Source organism: Shewanella sp. ZOR0012 (assembly GCF_000798835.1).
Classification (GTDB): Bacteria; Pseudomonadota; Gammaproteobacteria; order Enterobacterales; family Shewanellaceae; genus Shewanella; species Shewanella xiamenensis.
In genome coordinates this window covers 4,287,438-4,304,438 of sequence record NZ_JTLE01000094.1, presented here as the reverse complement: position 1 = coordinate 4,304,438, position 17,001 = coordinate 4,287,438, and the positions used below count along the sequence as shown (strand labels likewise).

Sequence of the window (17,001 nt, the reverse complement as noted above, 5' to 3'; positions counted from 1 at the left end):
TCAATTTATCAGTAAGCGTTTATCGCTTATCGTAAACCCGAATAAAAATGGCTTTAAGTGTGTAGACTTAAAGCCATTTTTATCACTGAAGCCGTGCTTATAATCGATTAAATATCCTCTGCCTGCTCCATTTCGAGCTGCATCAGCAGCATATCTTCACCCTCTAATACCCGCGTATGATAACTGTTACAGGCGGGGCACACGATTGAACGCTCATCGAGCACCGACTCTTGTTGGCAATCTGCACATTTGATCACCAGTGGCTGTAGTGTCATGCAAAGCTCGGCTTCGCGGCAGATCCCATCGAGTTTAAAGGTCTCAAACGCCGTTTGAAGTAGGGTGGGTTCGACACCGCTCATTACGCCGAGTTTGATTGCTACCCGAGTAATTTTAGTTGCTTGATTTGCCCGTGCATGTTGCTCGCACTGTTCAATTAAGGCGCTTACTATAGAATACTCGTGCATTAACAAATCCTTGGTAGCAGTTCACCTTGAGGCAAGTCTAAGTAACGTTTGGTATTCCATGGCGTTCTTAAGATCACTTTTCCGGGAAGTTCGTCGCTGACGGTACCGATGATGGCCGCCTGCTCGCAGTGACCAAATCGTTGCATAATTTCTAACGCACCAAGGGCGATATCGTTGGGAACAGCCAAGATAAAGGTGCCTTCATTGGCTAAATCCATTGGCTCAAAGCCATAGAGTTCACACAAGCCTTTGACCTCATCACAAACTGGGATGCTCGCCTCATTGACTGTGATGCCGACATTCGCGGCAACGGCCCATTCATTTAATACGGCAGAGAGCCCGCCGCGGGTTGCATCGCGCATAGCATGCAGTGGAATATTAGCAGCGATCAATTGCTCTACGACTGGCCAGAGCGTGGCACAATCGCTTTGTAGCGTGGACTCGAGGGTAAGACCCTCACGCGCCATCAAAATAGCCGCGCCATGGCAGCCGACATCACGGGAGACAATAATCGCATCGCCGGGCGCGACATTGGCCGCCGAGATATTCGGACGTAAAATACGCCCAACGCCTGAAGTATTGATAAATAAGCCATCGGCGCAGCCCTTAGGTACTACTTTGGTGTCGCCACAAACAATTCTAGCCCCACTTTGTTTCAGCTCTTTGGCCATACTGCGTACAATTGTGGTTAAGTCTTTGAGCGAAAAACCTTCTTCGATGATCACACTACAGCTTAAATATTGAGGCTCAGCACCCATCATGGCGAGATCGTTAACAGTGCCAGCAATCGCCAGCTTACCGATATCACCACCGGCAAAAAACAACGGAGATACAGTGAAAGAGTCCGTCGTAAAGGCCGTCGCACCCTGTAATTCAAGTTTTGCGGCGTCTTCTTCGCTACGCAAAATCGGGTTATCGAATTCGGCAAAAAACAGATCGCGGATGAGTTTATTCATCTCTTTACCGCCACCACCGTGGCTGAGTTGAATCGCTTTCTCTTTGGTTGATACATCAGCCATGATGTTGCTCCTTGCTATCGATGCCTTGATAGCGGTAATAAGCATTACAAGCGCCTTCGGAGCTGACCATGCAGCTACCGAGAGGGGTTTCGGGATTGCAGCCGCGGCCAAAGACTTTGCAGTCCTTCGGTTTGGCGAGTCCACGTAGAATATCGCCGCACTGGCAAGCCTTATGATCATCAATCTCTTTGACGGGCAATCTGTCTTTAAAGCGCAGCTCTGCGTCCCTGTGGGCGTATTCATCCCTTAATTGCAGCGCCGAGTTGGGGATTGGTCCAAGCCCGCGCCAACGAAATTGCGGTCTGATCTGGAAAAATTGTTCAACTTTTGCCTGTGCGGCAAGATTACCTTGCTCAGATACAGCGCGACTGTATTGGATATCGAGTTCTGCCTTGCCTGCGGCCTTTTGACGCACGATGCGCAGGATAGACTCCATTACATCCACGGGCTCAAAACCTGAGACCACTACCGGTGTGCCGTATTGCTCTACGGCAGGGCGATAGATTTTGGCGCCACTGATCACACTGACGTGTGCTGGGCCAATAAAGGCATTGACCCTCGCATTAGGATCGTGCATCACGGCATCAATTGCGGGTGGGACTAATACATGGTTGATATGAAAAAACAAATTCGCCAGCTTTTCCTGCTCGGCCAGTTGCAACAATATTGCCGTCATTGGGGTGGAAGTTTCAAATCCAATGGCGAAAAACACCACGGTTTTATTTGGATTATCACGGGCAATTTTGAGCGTGTCTAAAGGATCATAGATAGGCCGAATATCACAGCCTTTGGCTCTGAAACTGGCAAGTGACCCTTGGGAGCCGGGGACGCGGATCATATCGCCTAGCGTCACTAATATCACATCTTCCTGCTGGGCAAGCACTGCGGCTTGATCGATCCGCTCTTTAGGCATAATGCATACAGGGCAACCGGGGCCGTGGATAAACTCAATGTTATCCGGCAGCAAATCCAGTAAGCCGTATTTCATGATGGTGTGGGTATGGCCGCCACACACTTCCATAATGTTGATTTGTTGATCGAGTGAGTGAGCGACCTGGGCAATATCCTTTGCAAGCGAGGCAATGGTTTGGGGATCGCGAAAGCCTTGATAAAGTTGTTTTAATTCAAGCATGTTCAATCCTTGTCGCAGTGTATCGTCTGTGGTTTGTGATCGTTTACAACTGCGGCTGTTGCTTAATGCGTGGTTTCATTTTCAAGTTTTGCGACTATCTCTTGATATAATTCAAGGCTTTGCAGAGCATCATTGCGATCAATTTTATTCATCACAAAACCGATATGAATGAGCACATAATCACCAATAGCCAAGGGTTCAGTCATAAGATGGCTGCTGACATCGCGTCTTACGCCTAAGGTATCGACGGTTACAGATTGGCGCTCGTTATCAACTGCTACCACTTGTGAGGGGATTGATAGGCACATTATTGTGGCTCTCCCACAGTGTTTCGGCGCAGATTTTCATTTAGCCAAGCGGCGACGGCATGCATGGAATCGCCATTTTTAATTGAGACTTCGAGTATTTGAGTGTCCGGATTGAGTTTTTTAAGCTGGGCTTTGGCCTCGTCGACACTGAAATCGAAGTAGGGTAATAGGTCACATTTTGTGATCAGAACCAGGTCAGCACGGCGGAACATTACTGGATATTTTTCAATCTTATCATCGCCTTCGGGAACGGAGAGCAGCACGATATTTTTATGGGTGCCCACATCATAACTGGCGGGGCAGACGAGGTTGCCCACGTTTTCCACAAAGCAAATATCTAACCCTTCCAGCGGCAAGTGATGCAAAGCACCATGCACCATAAAGGCGTCTAGGTGGCATGCACTGCCAGTTTGAATTTGATGGGCTGTAATGCCCTTTGCGATTAAACGGTCAGCATCACGGGAGGTCTCTAAATCGCCTTCAATAACGGCGTAATTAAGTTTTGTGTACTCTTTTAAGTGCTCAAGCAAGGTCGTTTTGCCGCTACCTGGGCTACTCATTAGATTGAAGGCGGTAATATGGTGAGCCTCGAAATGGGCACGGTTGTGGGCAGCTTCTACATCATTTTTATCGAGAATTTTATGGATCACCGACAAGGTTTTTTTATCGTTAAGCTGAGGATTGGTATGCAATTCCTGATGTTTATGGCTGTGTTCGTGGGAATGACCTGTATGGTGATCATGCCCTTGTTGAATCGCAGAGTGGCGGGGTAGAGAGCAGCCGCAGTCTTTACACATCTTGTCATTCTCCTTGTTCTCGTCACAGATTTGAGCTGTTGTCCGAACAATATGGTGATGCTATCGAATAGGGTTAATTTGATTACGCTAATGTTAAGTGTGATACAAATCCTTAAAGGAATCTTTGATGTTCGTCAGGTTATTAGGTCGTTTTGACCCTGATCAATCAGATTTTGGCCATTTGGTCACGGCGCATATCAAGCTCTACGAAGATATGTCATAGCAGCGGTTTATTTGTGGTTTTTATCCATTGCCTCTTGATGAATTCCATACCAAAGCTGGCCAAGGGCGATACCACCGTCGTTAACGGGGATATGTTTGTTGGGGAGCACGGTATTGCCTTGCAGATGAAGTTTACAGAGGCAATATTCGAGCAGATATTGGTTTTGAAATACTCCGCCACATAGCGCAATGGGCAGTGATGGATAGCGCGCAGCATAACTACAAATAGCATCTCCAAGGCTATGCAAAAACGCGCGGGCGATAATATCTTGCCTGTGGGAGGAAAGTGGCGCCTCAGTGATGTGCGCGATAAGCTGTTTAAACAGTTGGCTACTGCACCAAACTTGCGCTTGTTGCGGGTCATCCCCTAAAGAACTCAGTGGCAAATCGAGGATAAGTGGCGGTAGATTTTGTTTATCGGCGCGTCTTGCGGCGGCTTCTATCAGCATGCCCGCTTGGCCTTCAAATTGTGTGGTATCAATCAATCCTAAGGCGCAGGCGAGGGCATCAAATAATCGGCCAACCGATGAGCTTTTAATCGTACGGCCATTTTGCCAGATCCGATGCAAATTACTTAAGGTTATGGGGGGCAGGCTTTTTAGGATCGGTAAATCTAAGGTTTGTAGCGCCGCTAAACTCATTTGTTCAAACAGCAGTGCCAGCAATAGTCGTACAGGCTGTTTTATTGCCTGCTCACCGCCGAGTAGGGAGATGGCTTCAAAATGGGCTAAGCGCTGCGCTTTGTCTAAGCTCGTCAATAGCACTTCACCGCCCCAGAGGCTGCCATCATCGCCAAGACCGGTACCGTCAAAACTAAAGCCTAATACGGGCTCTTGATATTGATTGATGGCCATGACACTGAGTACATGGGCATGGTGATGTTGCACGCTTAAGGTTTGGATTGAACGATAGGCTCCACTCTGTGTATCAAGGCTTTGCTGTTGCTGCGCCACTGCCCAGCGCGATGGTGCATAGTCTGGGTGCTTATCATGGACAATCAGCTCGGGACTGAAATGATACAGGCGGGCGAAGGTTGCTAAGGTACGCTCGAAATACTGCTCGGCACTGACACTAAAAAGATCGCCAATATGCGGACTTAAAAACACATTTGCACCAAATCCGAAAGCGATAGCATTTTTTTGCTGTGCTCCCACGGCGAGGATTGAGCGTGTTAATGGCGCAGTTAATGGAAAACTTAATGGTGCATACCCTCGTGCTAGGCGCAGCACTTGCACCTGTGGCGTATTGCCATTTGGCTGTTGAATAAGTTGCACAACACTGTCATCACAGCCGTTGAGTATCGGTCGGTTATGATCGACGATGGCATCCACCACATGCCCAAGTTGGCAGATAAGCGCATCGCAAACGGTGATAATGGGCTCGCCCGACACATTGGCGCTGGTGGCAACTAAAGGACCATTAAATTGGCTAAGCAGTAAGTGGTGCAGTGGCGTATAAGGTAAAAATACTCCCAGCTTGGGGATATTGGGTGCGATTTCGGGGCTAAGGTCATGCTCATCCAACGCTTGCATCAATACGATGGGCCGTTCCGGCGAGCTTAAGGTGTGCCACTCCGCCTCCGTGCCCGTAACGTACTGTTTTGCCATTTCAATGCTCGGCATCATTACCGCTAGCGGTTTTGCTTTACGCTGTTTGCGCTGCCGTAGTTGACTCACTGCGTGGCAGTTTCTCGCGTCACACATCAAGTGGAATCCACCGAGCCCTTTAATGGCGAGGATGTGTCCTTGTGCAAGCTTATCGGCCGCTGCGGATAATACCGCCATGCTGTTGTTTTGCGAGTGGAGCAAGGGCGTCAATGCGATTAGCTCACCCTTAGGTGTTTTTAAACTCAGGTGTGGGCCACATTTTGGGCAACTGACTGGCTGAGCGTGGTATCTGCGATTTAATGGATCTTGATAGGCCTTGGCGCAATCGGGGCACATAGCGAAATCCGCCATGGCGGTATGATGGCGATCATAGGGTAAGGCATTGATAATCGTATATCTTGGGCCGCAATTGGTGCAATTAGTAAAGGCATAGCCAAAGTGGCGATCCTGTGGATTGTGCATATCGCCTAAGCAATCCTGGCAGGTGCTTTTATCGGCCGACACGGCAACGAGTGCAGCTAAGCTCCGGTCTTTTGTACCATCACTTTGGCTATCGCTTTGAACAATCTCGAAGCGTGTCTCCGCTAATTTTACCGCTAGTTGTCCATGGCTAATATGGTCGATACGTGCCAGTGGTGGCGGGTTAGTTGCTAACTCTTGGATAAAAATATCCAGTTTTGCGCTCGGTCCTTGCAGTTCTATCATCACGCCCTTGGCATTATTGAGTACTGTGCCAGTGAGTTGCAAATCGGTTGCCCAGCGGTAGACAAATGGCCGAAAGCCCACACCTTGTACTATGCCAGTGATATGCAGTTGGCGACGTTCAATCATATCCAGTTGGTTAGCGGATGAGGCTGCTTGTTTCAATTTCAGTCTTCTTTTAGGTTTGGCTGCAACATTAGAAGATAACAATCTATCTTCTAATGTTGCGATATCTCTGGAGCAAACACGAATGTTAACAGTATTTATCCAAGGGTATTTAATTGCCGCTGCTTAACATACAGCGCACCTACAGCAAGGTTATCTCCCTCTAAGTCGAGACTACGATTAACCAGTAACGGAAAGTTTTTCCCTAAGCGTAAACTCATGCGTTTACAGAGGGTTTCATTAGCTAACTCATTACCCGCTAAAGCAATTGTCTGTACACCAATATTTAAGTCTATGTGCTCAAGCCAATTGGCAAGGTAATCGGCGAGGGAGTCCTGCATCGCAAAAGCCAGTTGGCTTGGGTCGCTGTGGCCAGCCACTCTAAAGCTCAGTAGTGTGCCAAGGGTTTTGCACCAATTAAGGCTCCGATGGGCTTCGCCTTTGGTGAGAGGGTAGTCGATGCGCGGTGCATTCGCTCCCTGATAACGCATGGCAGCTGCCATGAGAGCATCGCTCAAATAGTCTTGTGTCTGGGTTTCTTCCTGCGGATTCAAACCAATCAAGATCGCGGCAATAGCCCATAGGCTCTGAAGATTATCGCGTCTGCCGTGGAGTTTTAGGCTGAGCAGTTTCAAGTAGTCATCAGGAAACTGAGTTTTAAACTTCTGCGCCACCGCTTTTTGCGGGCTGCTGTCGAGCCTGTGGAAAATCTCATATCCATTATCGGGCAGCTCAGGCAGGGCAAAAAACAGTGATGTGTCGCCTTTATTATCGCAGGTGACAATTTGGCTCGGATGATCATGGCTTAAGTAAATCACCGCCGCATTTTTGGCCTGCTTATGACTGGTAAATTTACCATTTAGCAATGCAGCAAAGAGCGCTGCATCGGTAATTGTATGATCTTCTTGATCACCTTCGTAATTCGTTTCACTCTCTACAGAGGATAAGACTTGTACGCTAAGCGTGCCTTGGTGTGAGCGTGTTTTTTTATGCGCTTGCCATTGTGCTTTAAAACCGAGAAAGCGAATTTCTTCCCTTAACGGCTCCGGCGCATTGAAATGTTTGCTGATGTTATTAGCATTGTCTCCATCTTGGTGGGACAACTGGGCCCATGCACCGTCAATCCAAGCCAATTTGGGCCTATGGTGCTGACCTTGAAGATAAACCCAATCAATTCCTTTTTGCCGCAAAATTTCGCTAAGGACCGCTACCACGCGACTATAGCCAAAACAAATATCGTATAGCGGCGCAAACAGTTTTTGGTGATCTTGAATGGGTCTTGCGCAAATAAGCGGTTTTTCAATGCTGGATAGCGCAACGACTTGATGATCCTTTAAGCAAAAATGCGCATTTAAGGTGTTTGGATTACAGATCAGCAGTTGTGGTCTGCTGGCATCGCGAGCAAACGGTTCTAAGCTTAACGCTATACCTTCACAGCTTAACGCTAATGAGCCTTGGGTTATTAACTGCTCAGCCATGGCTTTAAGATCGGTTAGTGTGAGGGCTTTTTGGGCAGGGGTTAAGCGGGTTTCACCGTGGCAACAGGAACAGGTTAAATCAATGGCACCAAATTGCGCCGCTTGATTATCGCCAAACAGGGGATAACATTGCTGGCAAAAAGCGGCAACCGATTTATCCATTTGGGGATCATGAGTCTCCAATAAGGTACGCTGGCCTTGTGGCTCATCGATAACTTTAATGCCTGAGTCAACCAACCAAACAGACATTAAAAAGTCAGCGGCAATCGCATCGGCCAGTTGCTCTAGCGGCGCTTGCTCACCTTGGGCTTCAATAAAATAGGTTTGTGGACCAAAATCATTGTGGTTGTCGCAACCAATGCTAATATTCAGCACATCATAATTTAGGTATTGATTACATAAATGCGCATATAAGGGCACCTGACGTGAGCAGGTAAAATCAAATCTGATGTTTTTCATCTTCTATATTTTCACCAAGAGTGACACCACGTTTATAGGAGTCGGGGATCAGCGAGTCGATACTATGATCGGCAATGCGTGTCGCAGTGAATCCAAGGGAGGCTAAGTGGGATAACAGGGTGCGCTCCATCAAAGGAACTGCGGATGCAACTTTGGGGGTGAGGCCGAGTGTCATAGGTTCAAGCACGGTTGGAGTAACACCTAATACAAAGGTTTTTGGCCTGTCGCCAACCATTTCCATCATGTTTAGGGTTTGTAGCATTTCGACTTCATGGGCGCTGCCTTGCCAGTCAATTTCCTGCGGGGCTTTATCAAAGTCGAAGAAATAGACCTCACCCGCTTCGACGCCATTGGCATTGACAGTATCGACCACGATCAAATAATCGTATTGGCAAATAATCGGAATGAGTCCCTGGGCTAAAGTGCCGCCATCGAGCATCTCGAGCTGATGGGACTCGTGCGTAAACTGATAATTCTCAGTGATGTAATTGACAAAATGTACGCCGATGCCTTCATCGGCGTACAGGACATTGCCAATACCCAGTAGCAATATCTTCATTGGACTCCTAGTGGTGTGAGTCTGGTTTCGGGTAGTCGTAACCAGAGACAATTGAGTCAACTGAGTTATGTTTGAAGCGTATCCCTGACCAAACCGCCATATAGACGTGGATAACCACAAAGATAACGAATGCCCAAGTGAGGTAGTGGTGCCAAATTCTCACCTGTGCCAGCCCACCCATTTGTGCGGTGATCCAAGCTGCACTGCTCCAAAGCATGCCACCTAAACCTTCATGGTAGACATTGGCATACAGTACGAGACCAGTAATACATATCACAAGCGCAACAAAGGAGATTGCTACATAGGTCACAAATTGCAGTGGCCCGTAAACGCCAGCTTTATGTAAATGTCCCATCCAAATGTAAGATTTTAGTTGGGTAATCCAGCTCTTAATGCTCATCACATCACGAAACGAGCGTCGCTCGATATCGCTACGACTGAAAAAATACAAGTAGAAGCGGGCCAAGGTAACTGCGGTTAAGATAAAACCGCAGATCAAATGGGCAAAACGGATCCAACCTTGTACTAATACATCCGTACTTTCGGGCGCCACAAGAAACAGCCAAGCAATATAGAATCCGGTGATCACCAGCACTAAAATCGTCAGTGCCCGTAACCAGTGGAAAATCCGTATCGCAGGACTAAAAACCAGTGTCCGAATGCGGGTTTCAGAATGGTTCATGTTGCGTTCCCTCCCTCGTTGTTATTGACCATTGGGGCTGACACGGAACTCGCTCAATGCCTGACCTTTAAAATCCATCACGTGTACAGAACACGCCATGCAAGGGTCAAATGAGTGAATAATACGTATCACCTCAAGGGGTTTAGTGGGATCTTCCAGTTTCAAACCAATCAGTGAGGCTTCATAGGGGCCTATCTTGCCATTAGCATCCACGGGACCTGCGTTCCAGGTAGTAGGCACCACGGCTTGATAGTTCTCAATGACACCATTTTTGATTCGGATCCAGTGGCTTAGCATGCCGCGGGGCGCTTCAATCATGGCGTGACCCACATACTCTTTACTTGGATCGATATGGGGTTTCACATAGGTGGTTTCATCTGACTGAATGTTTGTTAACAAGGCATCGAAGGTTTTCAGGCCTTCCTGCGCGACGATCACGGTTTGCAGCATCCGCGCAGCCGTACGGCCTAGGGTAGTGAAGAGTGCTTCTACTGGGAGACCTGTGCGTGCAAGCAGCGCATTGACGGCATCGACCACCACTTTATTGCCACGGGCATAACTGACTAATAAACAAGACAGTGGGCCCACTTCGACAGGTTCACCTTGATAACGAGGTGATTTCACCCAAGAGTATTTACCATCACCATCTAAGGTTGGCAGTTTGCCGTAAACCGTATCCCGCTCAACAAAGCCGGTATAGTTTGGAATGGTGGTGCCATCATACGGATGTTGCGGCGCATCAGCATTGTACCAAGCGTGGCTGACGTCCTCGGCGATGAGATCAGGGTTAATATCACTCACACCCGCTAAATCGCCATTCATAATCACGCCTTGGTCGAACAAATATTCACCATTAGCGAGCACGAAATCATTGGTAGCCATGAAGTTTTTAATATTGACGCCGCCTAGCACGCTAGGCTCAGTACCAAAGGCTTCGGCTGCCATCACGATATCGGCTTGATAAGCACGCAGGATAAAGTCTGTTACGATTGCGTGTTTTTGCTTCCATTCTTGCAGACGTGCAGGGCTCAACATATCGCGTACAGAAGTAACTCCACCGACAACTAATGATTGAGGATGTGGCTGTTTACCGCCGAATATTGCAAGCATTTCGGCGGCAACTCTTTGTACTTCGAGGGCTTTAAGATAGTGAGATAGAGCAATCAGGTTTTGTTCAGGGGTAAACTTATAGGTGCCATTACCCCAATAAGCGTTGGCGAATGGACCAAGTTTTCCGGTTTCGACAAAGCCTTTTACGCGCTCTTGCACAGCCCTTAATTCACCTTCGCCAGCGGCGATAGGCTTATCGGTATATTTGAGGGCGACTTGGGCGGCTTTAGCGGGGTCTGCACTGAGTGCTGAAACCACATCGACCCAATCTAAGCCATGGAGATGATAGAAGTGCACTATATGGTCATGCATATAGAGCGATGTTTGCATCAGCGAGCGAAGATACTTTGCATTCAAGGGAATTTGAATCCCTAAAGCATTTTCCACCGCTTCGGTACCACAGCGATAGTGCGAATAAGTACATACACCACAGATACGTTGCACAATGAGGCCCACGTCCATAGGCGTACGGCCTTTGAGAATAACTTCAATACCGCGCCAAAGTGTGGAGGATGACCATGCTTTGTTGATGACATTATTCTCATCAACTTCAACTTCGATACGTAAGTGACCCTCGATACGGGTGATAGGGTCGATAACAACGCGCTTGCTCATGGGTTATTCCTCCAGCGGCTTGGCAAAAATACTGGCAACAGCGTGGGCTCCAATGCCGACGACAGTCGCGCCTAAAATCACCGCACCGACGGTGTCTGCGGTTGCATCCAATCCATGGAGCAGTTGACGACCAAGGGGTTTCTCAAAGTCAGCCATATCATCCCAGAAATTAGGTTCCGAGCAGCCCATACAACCATGACCAGCTAACACAGGCCAACTGGTATGGTGATTGAAGCGTTCAGTGGGGCAGTTGTTATAGGTATAAGGTCCTTTACAGCCCACTTTATAGAGGCAGTAGCCTTCTTTTGCACCGTGATCGCCAAATTCTTCAACGAACTCGCCGGCATCAAAACGGCCACGACGTTCACAGTTATCATGTACCCGTGCGCCATAAGCCCATTTTGGACGATTGAACATATCCAGTGCAGGTAATTTGCCGAACATGATGAAGTACATCAAAGTACCGACAATGTTCTTTTCACTTGGTGGGCAACCGCCTAAGTTAATCACGGGTTTGCTCACAACTTCGTGCACGCCCTTAGCCCCTGTGGGGTTAGGGTAGGCGGCTTGTACACCACCGAAGGATGCACAGGTGCCCACAGAGATAATCGCTGCGGCGCCTTCGGCGGCATGTTTGATTATTTCTAAGCCTGTATGGCCTTTACAGCCCACGGTCAAGAAGCTGCCGTTATTGGCGGTCGGTATCGCGCCTTCTACCGCGAGCAGGTAGCGACCCTTGTAGGTTTCTAAGGCGTGCTCGAGGTTTTCCTCTGCTTGCCAACCCGCAGCTGCCATCAAGGTTTCGTGATATTCCAAGGAGATATGATCGAAGATCAGCGAATCTAGATTGGGGGTGTCGGCACGAACTAAGGATTCGGAGCAACCAGTACATTCAGCCATATGTAACCAAATTAAGGGTACACGGTCGGCTAATTCGGCGGCCTCTGCAACTAAGTTACTAAAGGGGAGTGGTAGGGCGAGCATACCCGTTACCATCGCACTCCATTTCATGAAGTCACGGCGTGTGATGCCATGTTGTTGTAATTTATCGAGTAATGTTTGCTGTTGACGGGGAGCTAATTGGCGCAACGCATCTAAGCGCGCCTTTCCCTGTTCATAGAGGGCTGCATGTGTGTCCATGGGTCAACCTTTTGTTGTTGGAATGTAAATTGTTAAGGGTTTACATAATTGACACATGCAGTTTAGGCGCTAGGCACTAGAAAATTATTGATGCATATCAAGAATTTTTCAGAGATGTGATTAAACTGATTTTGACATTAAATTAACATGATTCAGATCTAATTTCGATTTTGCTAATGGGACAAAATGTCTCAATTTTAACATTTTTGCCGTTAGAGCTCACTTTCCAACCAATTGATGGCTCAGATGTCCATGTGGCATAAAGACTTTATTTATTCTTTTTAAGTTTAAGCAAACCTTAAGATTCAGTTAATAAATTCGAACTGTATTGTGATAAATGGATAGCCTATGAAAAAACTCGTGTTGTTCCTCGGATTATTTAGTGCAAGCGTACTTGCCGCTCCTTCACTTGAACACCTTGTCTTTGATGCACAAAATCAAACTGTTTCACTGAATGAATTTAAAGGAAAAGTCGTTTACGTCGATTTTTGGGCCTCTTGGTGTGGACCCTGCCGTAAGTCTTTTCCTTGGATGAATACCATGCAGCAAAAGTATCAAGAGCAAGGGTTAGCGGTGGTAGCCATTAACCTTGATACCGAGAAAGCCCTTGCCGATGCATTTTTAAAGCAAGTACCAGCCCAATTTACGGTGCGCTTTAATCCTGAAGGCGATGTCGCACGTAGCTTCGATTTATTGGGTATGCCCAGTAGTTTTATCTTTAATCGCCAAGGCAAGTTAGTAAATCAGCATGTCGGTTTTTACCAAGACAATATTGCCGATTATGAACAAGAACTGGTGAATCTTTTGAAGGAGTGATCTATGCGCAAAATCACATTAGTTGCTGTCTCGTTAGTGATGCTAGGAGTGAGTGGTTGTTCAAGCTTAGGGGTTGAGCCGTGGGAAAGAGGGCAGTTTGCGCGTAGTGATATGGCGCTTGATAGCGAAAAGTTAGATCAGGCGTTAGATGATCATATTTACTTCAGTAAAGAAGGTAGTAGTGGTGGCCGAGCTTTTGCTGGTGGTGGATGCGGTTGTAACTAAACCTTAATTTAATAATCGTTAATACCTTAGGTTTTCGTCTAAATAAGCTTCAGTGACATAAAGGTGTTGTCAGCCATGACAAATAAGAACAATAAGTTAGACAAAAATGACTCGCAAATTGTGCAACTAAAACCGCAGACAAAACAGATCGCTAGCGCGTTAGCCTTAGCCAGTTGTGGGTTGTTCGCGTCCAATGGTCACGCAACCGAGCTGGCGAAAAATATCGATGACTGGAAAGTTGATGCCGCACTCATGTATTACGGTGAACAGGACAGAGTTCAAGCGATAGAAGCCATAGGTACGGCACAGAAAAACTTTGGTGATGACAGTGTACTTGACCTTAAGCTGGTGGTTGATAGCTTAACGGGGGCCTCGGCATCGGGCGCTGTCGCTCAAAGTAACAGTCAAACCTTTACCCGTCCTTCTGGCAATGGCCAATATACCGTAGCAGCGGGAGAAACCCCGCTCGATGATACTTTCCACGACACTCGAGTGCAGGCAAATGCGAACTGGTCGCAGGTACTGAATCCCGATTGGAAGGTCAATGGCGGTGTTTATGCTTCTAAGGAATTCGACTATATGTCGATGGGGATTAATGCAGGTGTCGAGCGTGGCTTTAATAAGGACAACACTACGCTGTTTTTAGGCACCTCATATAGCTTCGATGTGGTTGACCCTGTTGGTGGCAGGCCTGTAGCGTTATCAACGATGGCGATCCGCGATAACTTTACCAGCGATGAAGCTTATCGCAGTGCATTTGATGCCACTCGCCAAACTAGTAGCGATAATAAACAAACTGCTGATTTGATGTTGGGTATCACTCAAATTCTTAATCAGCGTTGGTTATTGCAAGCAAACTATGGTTTATCGAGTGTCAGTGGCTATTTAACCGATCCCTACAAAGTCTTAAGTGTCGTAGACAATAACGGTACGACCGAGAATATCGTCTACGAGAATCGTCCAGATTCACGCTTAAAACACAGTTTTTATATGATGACTAAAGGCGCGCTCGATTCGGGAGTGGTCGATTTTTCCTATCGCTATACTACCGATGATTGGGATTTAACTTCACACACCTTAGAAACCCATTATCGTTATTACTTCAGTGGCAGTTTTTATGGTCAGTTGCATCTTCGTTACTATCAACAAGCTGCGGTGAATTTCTATCAACCTTTTTTGATGGCGGAGTCACCATTGCCTGAGTTTGCTAGTGCTGATTACCGCATTGGGGATATGAGCGCCTATACGGTAGGGGTTAAGTTTGGTCACCGTTTGTCAGGCGGACATGAGATGACATACCGCTTGGAATACTATCAACAAGATCCGAAAAACAATGGCACCGAGCTCCCTGGTCAGTTGCAAAACTATGATCTGTTCCCGACTCAAAAGGCGATTACTGCACAGTTTAGTTATTCTTTTTAAAGCTAAACTGTGCTAATTAGTTCACGTTATTACGGTTTGAACTGGGCAACTGAGTTGCCCAGTTCCTGTATGTAAGACTTGTATTTAAACCTGTCATTGGTGAAGCCACATTAAGCACCACCATAAGGAACGCGAAATGCCATCATTTTCTCCAAGTGCGCCATATCGACTCCTGCGCCGTGATTGGGGATTCTTGGGGGAATTTAGGGCAATGGCCAGCCCATGCGAGCTACTCATTGCCAGTCATGATGAGAGTATTGCCTACGATATGCTCGATATGGCAGCTCGGGAGGCGTCTCGCATCGAGCAAAAATACAGCCGTTTTATTGAAGGTAATTACCTGTGGCAGTTGAATCATGCTCAAGGCAAACCAGTGACCATTGATGAAGAAACCTGGCAACTTTTATCCTTTGCGAAACAATGCTTTGAGCTTAGTGGTGGACTATTTGATATTTCTGCTTGTCCATTGATGCAAGTGTGGCGTTTTACTCCGGACGCTACTCTGCCCACAATGGCTGATATCGCCGCAGCGCGATCTTTAGTGGGATTTGAACGCCTTGAATTTAATTCACACGAGCTAAAAATCCCCACGGGTATGCAACTTGATGTGGGGGAGATTGCAAAAGAATACGCGGTTGACAGTGTGGCCTATGAACTGGCGGAATCCTACCCTAAGATTTCGGTATTAGTGAATTTTGGCGGTGATATTGCTTGTCCTGTAGCTCATTCAGTCCCATGGCAGGTGGGGATTGAAGATCCGCATCGCCTTGATTGTGCAGCCAAAGTGCTCGCTATTACACAAGGTGCTTTAGCGACGAGTGGTGACACAAGGCGTTTTATTGAGGTCGATGGCAGGCGTTATGGGCATATCATTGATCCACGAACCGGATATCCTGTGCGCGGTGCGCCACGGTCGGTGACCGTTCTTGGACCCAATTGCGTTACCGCGGGAATGCTCGCCACCATGGCAATGTTGCAGGGTGAGCAGGCAGAAGCCTTTTTAACCGAGCAATCGGTTCAGTTTAGTCTTTTTCGATAGGGCATCATCATGCGTATCATGTTAGTGGAAGATAATGAATTACTGGCCCAGGGAATTTGCCTCAACCTTGCCAAAATGGGCATGCAGGTGGATCACTTAAGTAGCTATCAGCAGGCGTTAGTGGGAATAAAAAATGAAACCTTTAGCGCTATTGTGCTTGATTTAGGTCTTCCCGACGGTAATGGTAAAGAACTCCTTAAAACATGGCGTTCGCAGGGGGTATCGATTCCCACCATAGTGCTGACCGCGAATACCGATTTTGATACTAAATTGGAGTGCCTAGATGTCGGAGCCGACGATTATTTAGGTAAGCCCTTCGATGTGCGTGAGTTGGCGGCACGTATAAGGGCAATTGTGCGCCGTCAATATGGTCTAGACCATAACAGTTTAAATATTGGTGCATTAAGTATTGATCTCAACACGCGAGAAGTGATTTTTCGCGATCAAAATGTGCCCCTTTCACGCAGAGAATTTCAATTATTACTTGAACTTGCTCAGTCGGCTGGTCGAGTGTTAACCCGTAATCAGCTGGAACAGCTCACCTATGGCTGGGATGAGGTGGGCAGTAATTCAATCGAAGTCCATATTCATCATTTACGTAAAAAATTAGCTAATGAGTTAATTAAGACCGTGCGCGGAATTGGCTACACCCTTACGGAACTGAATTAGCCATCTTGCAATTTATGCAAGGATTTAAGTGACAAACTCGACGTTTATCGGTATGAAGTAACTGCTTTATAAGACAGGTTTACACTCATACAAACGACGGGGATAACGGGTTGAATCGACTCAAGGTGCTGGATGTGTACTCTTTACGCTTGCTATTAACCTTGCTAATGCTCTCGGGGATTTCGGTTTCAGTAGGGATTTCAAGCTGGTTTAGCACTCGTGATGCGAAGCATCAAATTGAAGAATTATTTGATGCTCAAATGTTGCAAACCGCAAAAATGCTCGAGTTGTTCTACCATGAAGAAGCCGATTTTAAGCTTCCCCAATCACAGCCTCAAGTTCTCCACGTTCCGGACAGTCAAGTCAGTAGC

General features: G+C 47.2%; 16 protein-coding genes and 1 pseudogene. 6 read left to right on the top strand and 11 right to left on the bottom strand.

All coding sequences use genetic code 11. The annotated features are described in order from the left end of the window. Window positions 1–107 precede the first annotated feature (107 nt). From hypA to hyaA, 11 genes are all read right to left on the bottom strand, one after another. The gene (gene hypA, locus L976_RS20545; protein ID WP_037427750.1) at window positions 108–464 is read right to left on the bottom strand and encodes a hydrogenase maturation nickel metallochaperone HypA; all 357 of its coding nucleotides are present in this window, start codon (window positions 462–464) and stop codon (window positions 108–110) included. After that, complete coding sequence (gene hypE, locus L976_RS20540) at window positions 464–1,483, bottom strand: hydrogenase expression/formation protein HypE (RefSeq protein ID WP_047539673.1); 1,020 nt, start codon at window positions 1,481–1,483, stop codon at window positions 464–466. Before hypE ends, hypA begins: the two co-directional genes overlap by 1 nt. After that, the gene (hypD, locus tag L976_RS20535; RefSeq protein WP_037417937.1) at window positions 1,476–2,615 is read right to left on the bottom strand and encodes a hydrogenase formation protein HypD; all 1,140 of its coding nucleotides are present in this window, start codon (window positions 2,613–2,615) and stop codon (window positions 1,476–1,478) included. Before hypD ends, hypE begins: the two co-directional genes overlap by 8 nt. A 62-nt stretch (window positions 2,616–2,677) precedes the next feature. Then, window positions 2,678–2,923: a HypC/HybG/HupF family hydrogenase formation chaperone gene (locus L976_RS20530; RefSeq protein WP_037417941.1), complete on the bottom strand. Its 246-nt coding sequence runs from the start codon at window positions 2,921–2,923 to the stop codon at window positions 2,678–2,680. Next, a complete protein-coding gene (gene hypB, locus L976_RS20525; RefSeq protein WP_047539671.1) occupies window positions 2,923–3,720 on the bottom strand; it encodes a hydrogenase nickel incorporation protein HypB in 798 nt (265 codons plus the stop codon). The genes L976_RS20530 and hypB overlap by 1 nt, the downstream gene beginning before the upstream one ends. 230 nt (window positions 3,721–3,950) lie before the next feature. Next, complete coding sequence (gene hypF / locus L976_RS20520; RefSeq protein WP_047540825.1) at window positions 3,951–6,380, bottom strand: carbamoyltransferase HypF; 2,430 nt, start codon at window positions 6,378–6,380, stop codon at window positions 3,951–3,953. A gap of 134 nt (window positions 6,381–6,514) precedes the next feature. Then, window positions 6,515–8,353, bottom strand: coding sequence for a Kae1-like domain-containing protein (locus L976_RS20515; protein ID WP_047539669.1), 1,839 nt, complete (start codon window positions 8,351–8,353; stop codon window positions 6,515–6,517). Continuing rightward, window positions 8,334–8,912 (bottom strand): HyaD/HybD family hydrogenase maturation endopeptidase, encoded by a 579-nt coding sequence (locus tag L976_RS20510; protein ID WP_037417949.1) that lies wholly within the window; start codon window positions 8,910–8,912, stop codon window positions 8,334–8,336. Before L976_RS20510 ends, L976_RS20515 begins: the two co-directional genes overlap by 20 nt. Before the next feature lie 7 nt (window positions 8,913–8,919). Continuing rightward, window positions 8,920–9,594 carry a Ni/Fe-hydrogenase, b-type cytochrome subunit gene (gene cybH / locus L976_RS20505; RefSeq protein WP_047539667.1) on the bottom strand — a complete coding sequence of 225 codons (675 nt, stop codon included), beginning with the start codon at window positions 9,592–9,594 and terminating at the stop codon, window positions 8,920–8,922. Between the two features lie 21 nt (window positions 9,595–9,615). Next, window positions 9,616–11,319 carry a nickel-dependent hydrogenase large subunit gene (gene hyaB, locus L976_RS20500; protein ID WP_047539665.1) on the bottom strand — a complete coding sequence of 568 codons (1,704 nt, stop codon included), beginning with the start codon at window positions 11,317–11,319 and terminating at the stop codon, window positions 9,616–9,618. A gap of 3 nt (window positions 11,320–11,322) precedes the next feature. Further along, window positions 11,323–12,459 carry a nickel-dependent hydrogenase small subunit gene (gene hyaA, locus L976_RS20495; protein WP_037427738.1) on the bottom strand — a complete coding sequence of 379 codons (1,137 nt, stop codon included), beginning with the start codon at window positions 12,457–12,459 and terminating at the stop codon, window positions 11,323–11,325. Between the two features lie 348 nt (window positions 12,460–12,807). Here hyaA and L976_RS20490 point away from each other — a divergent pair, with 348 nt between their 5' ends. The 6 genes and pseudogenes from L976_RS20490 to L976_RS22980 all read left to right on the top strand — a co-directional run. Next, window positions 12,808–13,275 (top strand): TlpA disulfide reductase family protein, encoded by a 468-nt coding sequence (locus L976_RS20490; RefSeq protein WP_047539663.1) that lies wholly within the window; start codon window positions 12,808–12,810, stop codon window positions 13,273–13,275. Window positions 13,276–13,278: 3 nt separating this feature from the next. Next, the gene (locus tag L976_RS20485) at window positions 13,279–13,500 is read left to right on the top strand and encodes a DUF4266 domain-containing protein (protein ID WP_037417959.1); all 222 of its coding nucleotides are present in this window, start codon (window positions 13,279–13,281) and stop codon (window positions 13,498–13,500) included. A 75-nt stretch (window positions 13,501–13,575) separates the two neighbouring features. Then, on the top strand, window positions 13,576–14,922 hold the full coding sequence (locus tag L976_RS20480) for a DUF3570 domain-containing protein (protein WP_050991330.1): 1,347 nt from the start codon (window positions 13,576–13,578) through the stop codon (window positions 14,920–14,922). Between the two features lie 136 nt (window positions 14,923–15,058). Next, a complete protein-coding gene (locus L976_RS20475; RefSeq protein ID WP_047539661.1) occupies window positions 15,059–15,961 on the top strand; it encodes an FAD:protein FMN transferase in 903 nt (300 codons plus the stop codon). Between the two features lie 9 nt (window positions 15,962–15,970). Further along, entirely contained in the window at window positions 15,971–16,630 is a 660-nt protein-coding gene (locus tag L976_RS20470) for a response regulator transcription factor (RefSeq protein WP_037417965.1), read from the top strand. Window positions 16,631–16,740: 110 nt separating this feature from the next. Further along, a pseudogene (locus L976_RS22980) lies at window positions 16,741–17,001 on the top strand (ATP-binding protein); the annotation flags it as partial.

Bases quoted from the DNA above. Each gene is read 5' to 3' on its own strand.
- hypA (WP_037427750.1), bottom strand. From the start codon at position 464: ATGCACGAGTATTCTATAGTAAGCGCCTTAATTGAACAGTGCGAGCAA.
- hypE (WP_047539673.1), bottom strand. From the start codon at position 1,483: ATGGCTGATGTATCAACCAAAGAGAAAGCGATTCAACTCAGCCACGGT.
- hypD (WP_037417937.1), bottom strand. From the start codon at position 2,615: ATGCTTGAATTAAAACAACTTTATCAAGGCTTTCGCGATCCCCAAACC.
- L976_RS20530 (WP_037417941.1), bottom strand. From the start codon at position 2,923: ATGTGCCTATCAATCCCCTCACAAGTGGTAGCAGTTGATAACGAGCGC.
- hypB (WP_047539671.1), bottom strand. From the start codon at position 3,720: ATGTGTAAAGACTGCGGCTGCTCTCTACCCCGCCACTCTGCGATTCAA.
- hypF (WP_047540825.1), bottom strand. From the start codon at position 6,380: ATGATTGAACGTCGCCAACTGCATATCACTGGCATAGTACAAGGTGTG.
- L976_RS20515 (WP_047539669.1), bottom strand. From the start codon at position 8,353: ATGAAAAACATCAGATTTGATTTTACCTGCTCACGTCAGGTGCCCTTA.
- L976_RS20510 (WP_037417949.1), bottom strand. From the start codon at position 8,912: ATGAAGATATTGCTACTGGGTATTGGCAATGTCCTGTACGCCGATGAA.
- cybH (WP_047539667.1), bottom strand. From the start codon at position 9,594: ATGAACCATTCTGAAACCCGCATTCGGACACTGGTTTTTAGTCCTGCG.
- hyaB (WP_047539665.1), bottom strand. From the start codon at position 11,319: ATGAGCAAGCGCGTTGTTATCGACCCTATCACCCGTATCGAGGGTCAC.
- hyaA (WP_037427738.1), bottom strand. From the start codon at position 12,459: ATGGACACACATGCAGCCCTCTATGAACAGGGAAAGGCGCGCTTAGAT.
- L976_RS20490 (WP_047539663.1), top strand. From the start codon at position 12,808: ATGAAAAAACTCGTGTTGTTCCTCGGATTATTTAGTGCAAGCGTACTT.
- L976_RS20485 (WP_037417959.1), top strand. From the start codon at position 13,279: ATGCGCAAAATCACATTAGTTGCTGTCTCGTTAGTGATGCTAGGAGTG.
- L976_RS20480 (WP_050991330.1), top strand. From the start codon at position 13,576: ATGACAAATAAGAACAATAAGTTAGACAAAAATGACTCGCAAATTGTG.
- L976_RS20475 (WP_047539661.1), top strand. From the start codon at position 15,059: ATGCCATCATTTTCTCCAAGTGCGCCATATCGACTCCTGCGCCGTGAT.
- L976_RS20470 (WP_037417965.1), top strand. From the start codon at position 15,971: ATGCGTATCATGTTAGTGGAAGATAATGAATTACTGGCCCAGGGAATT.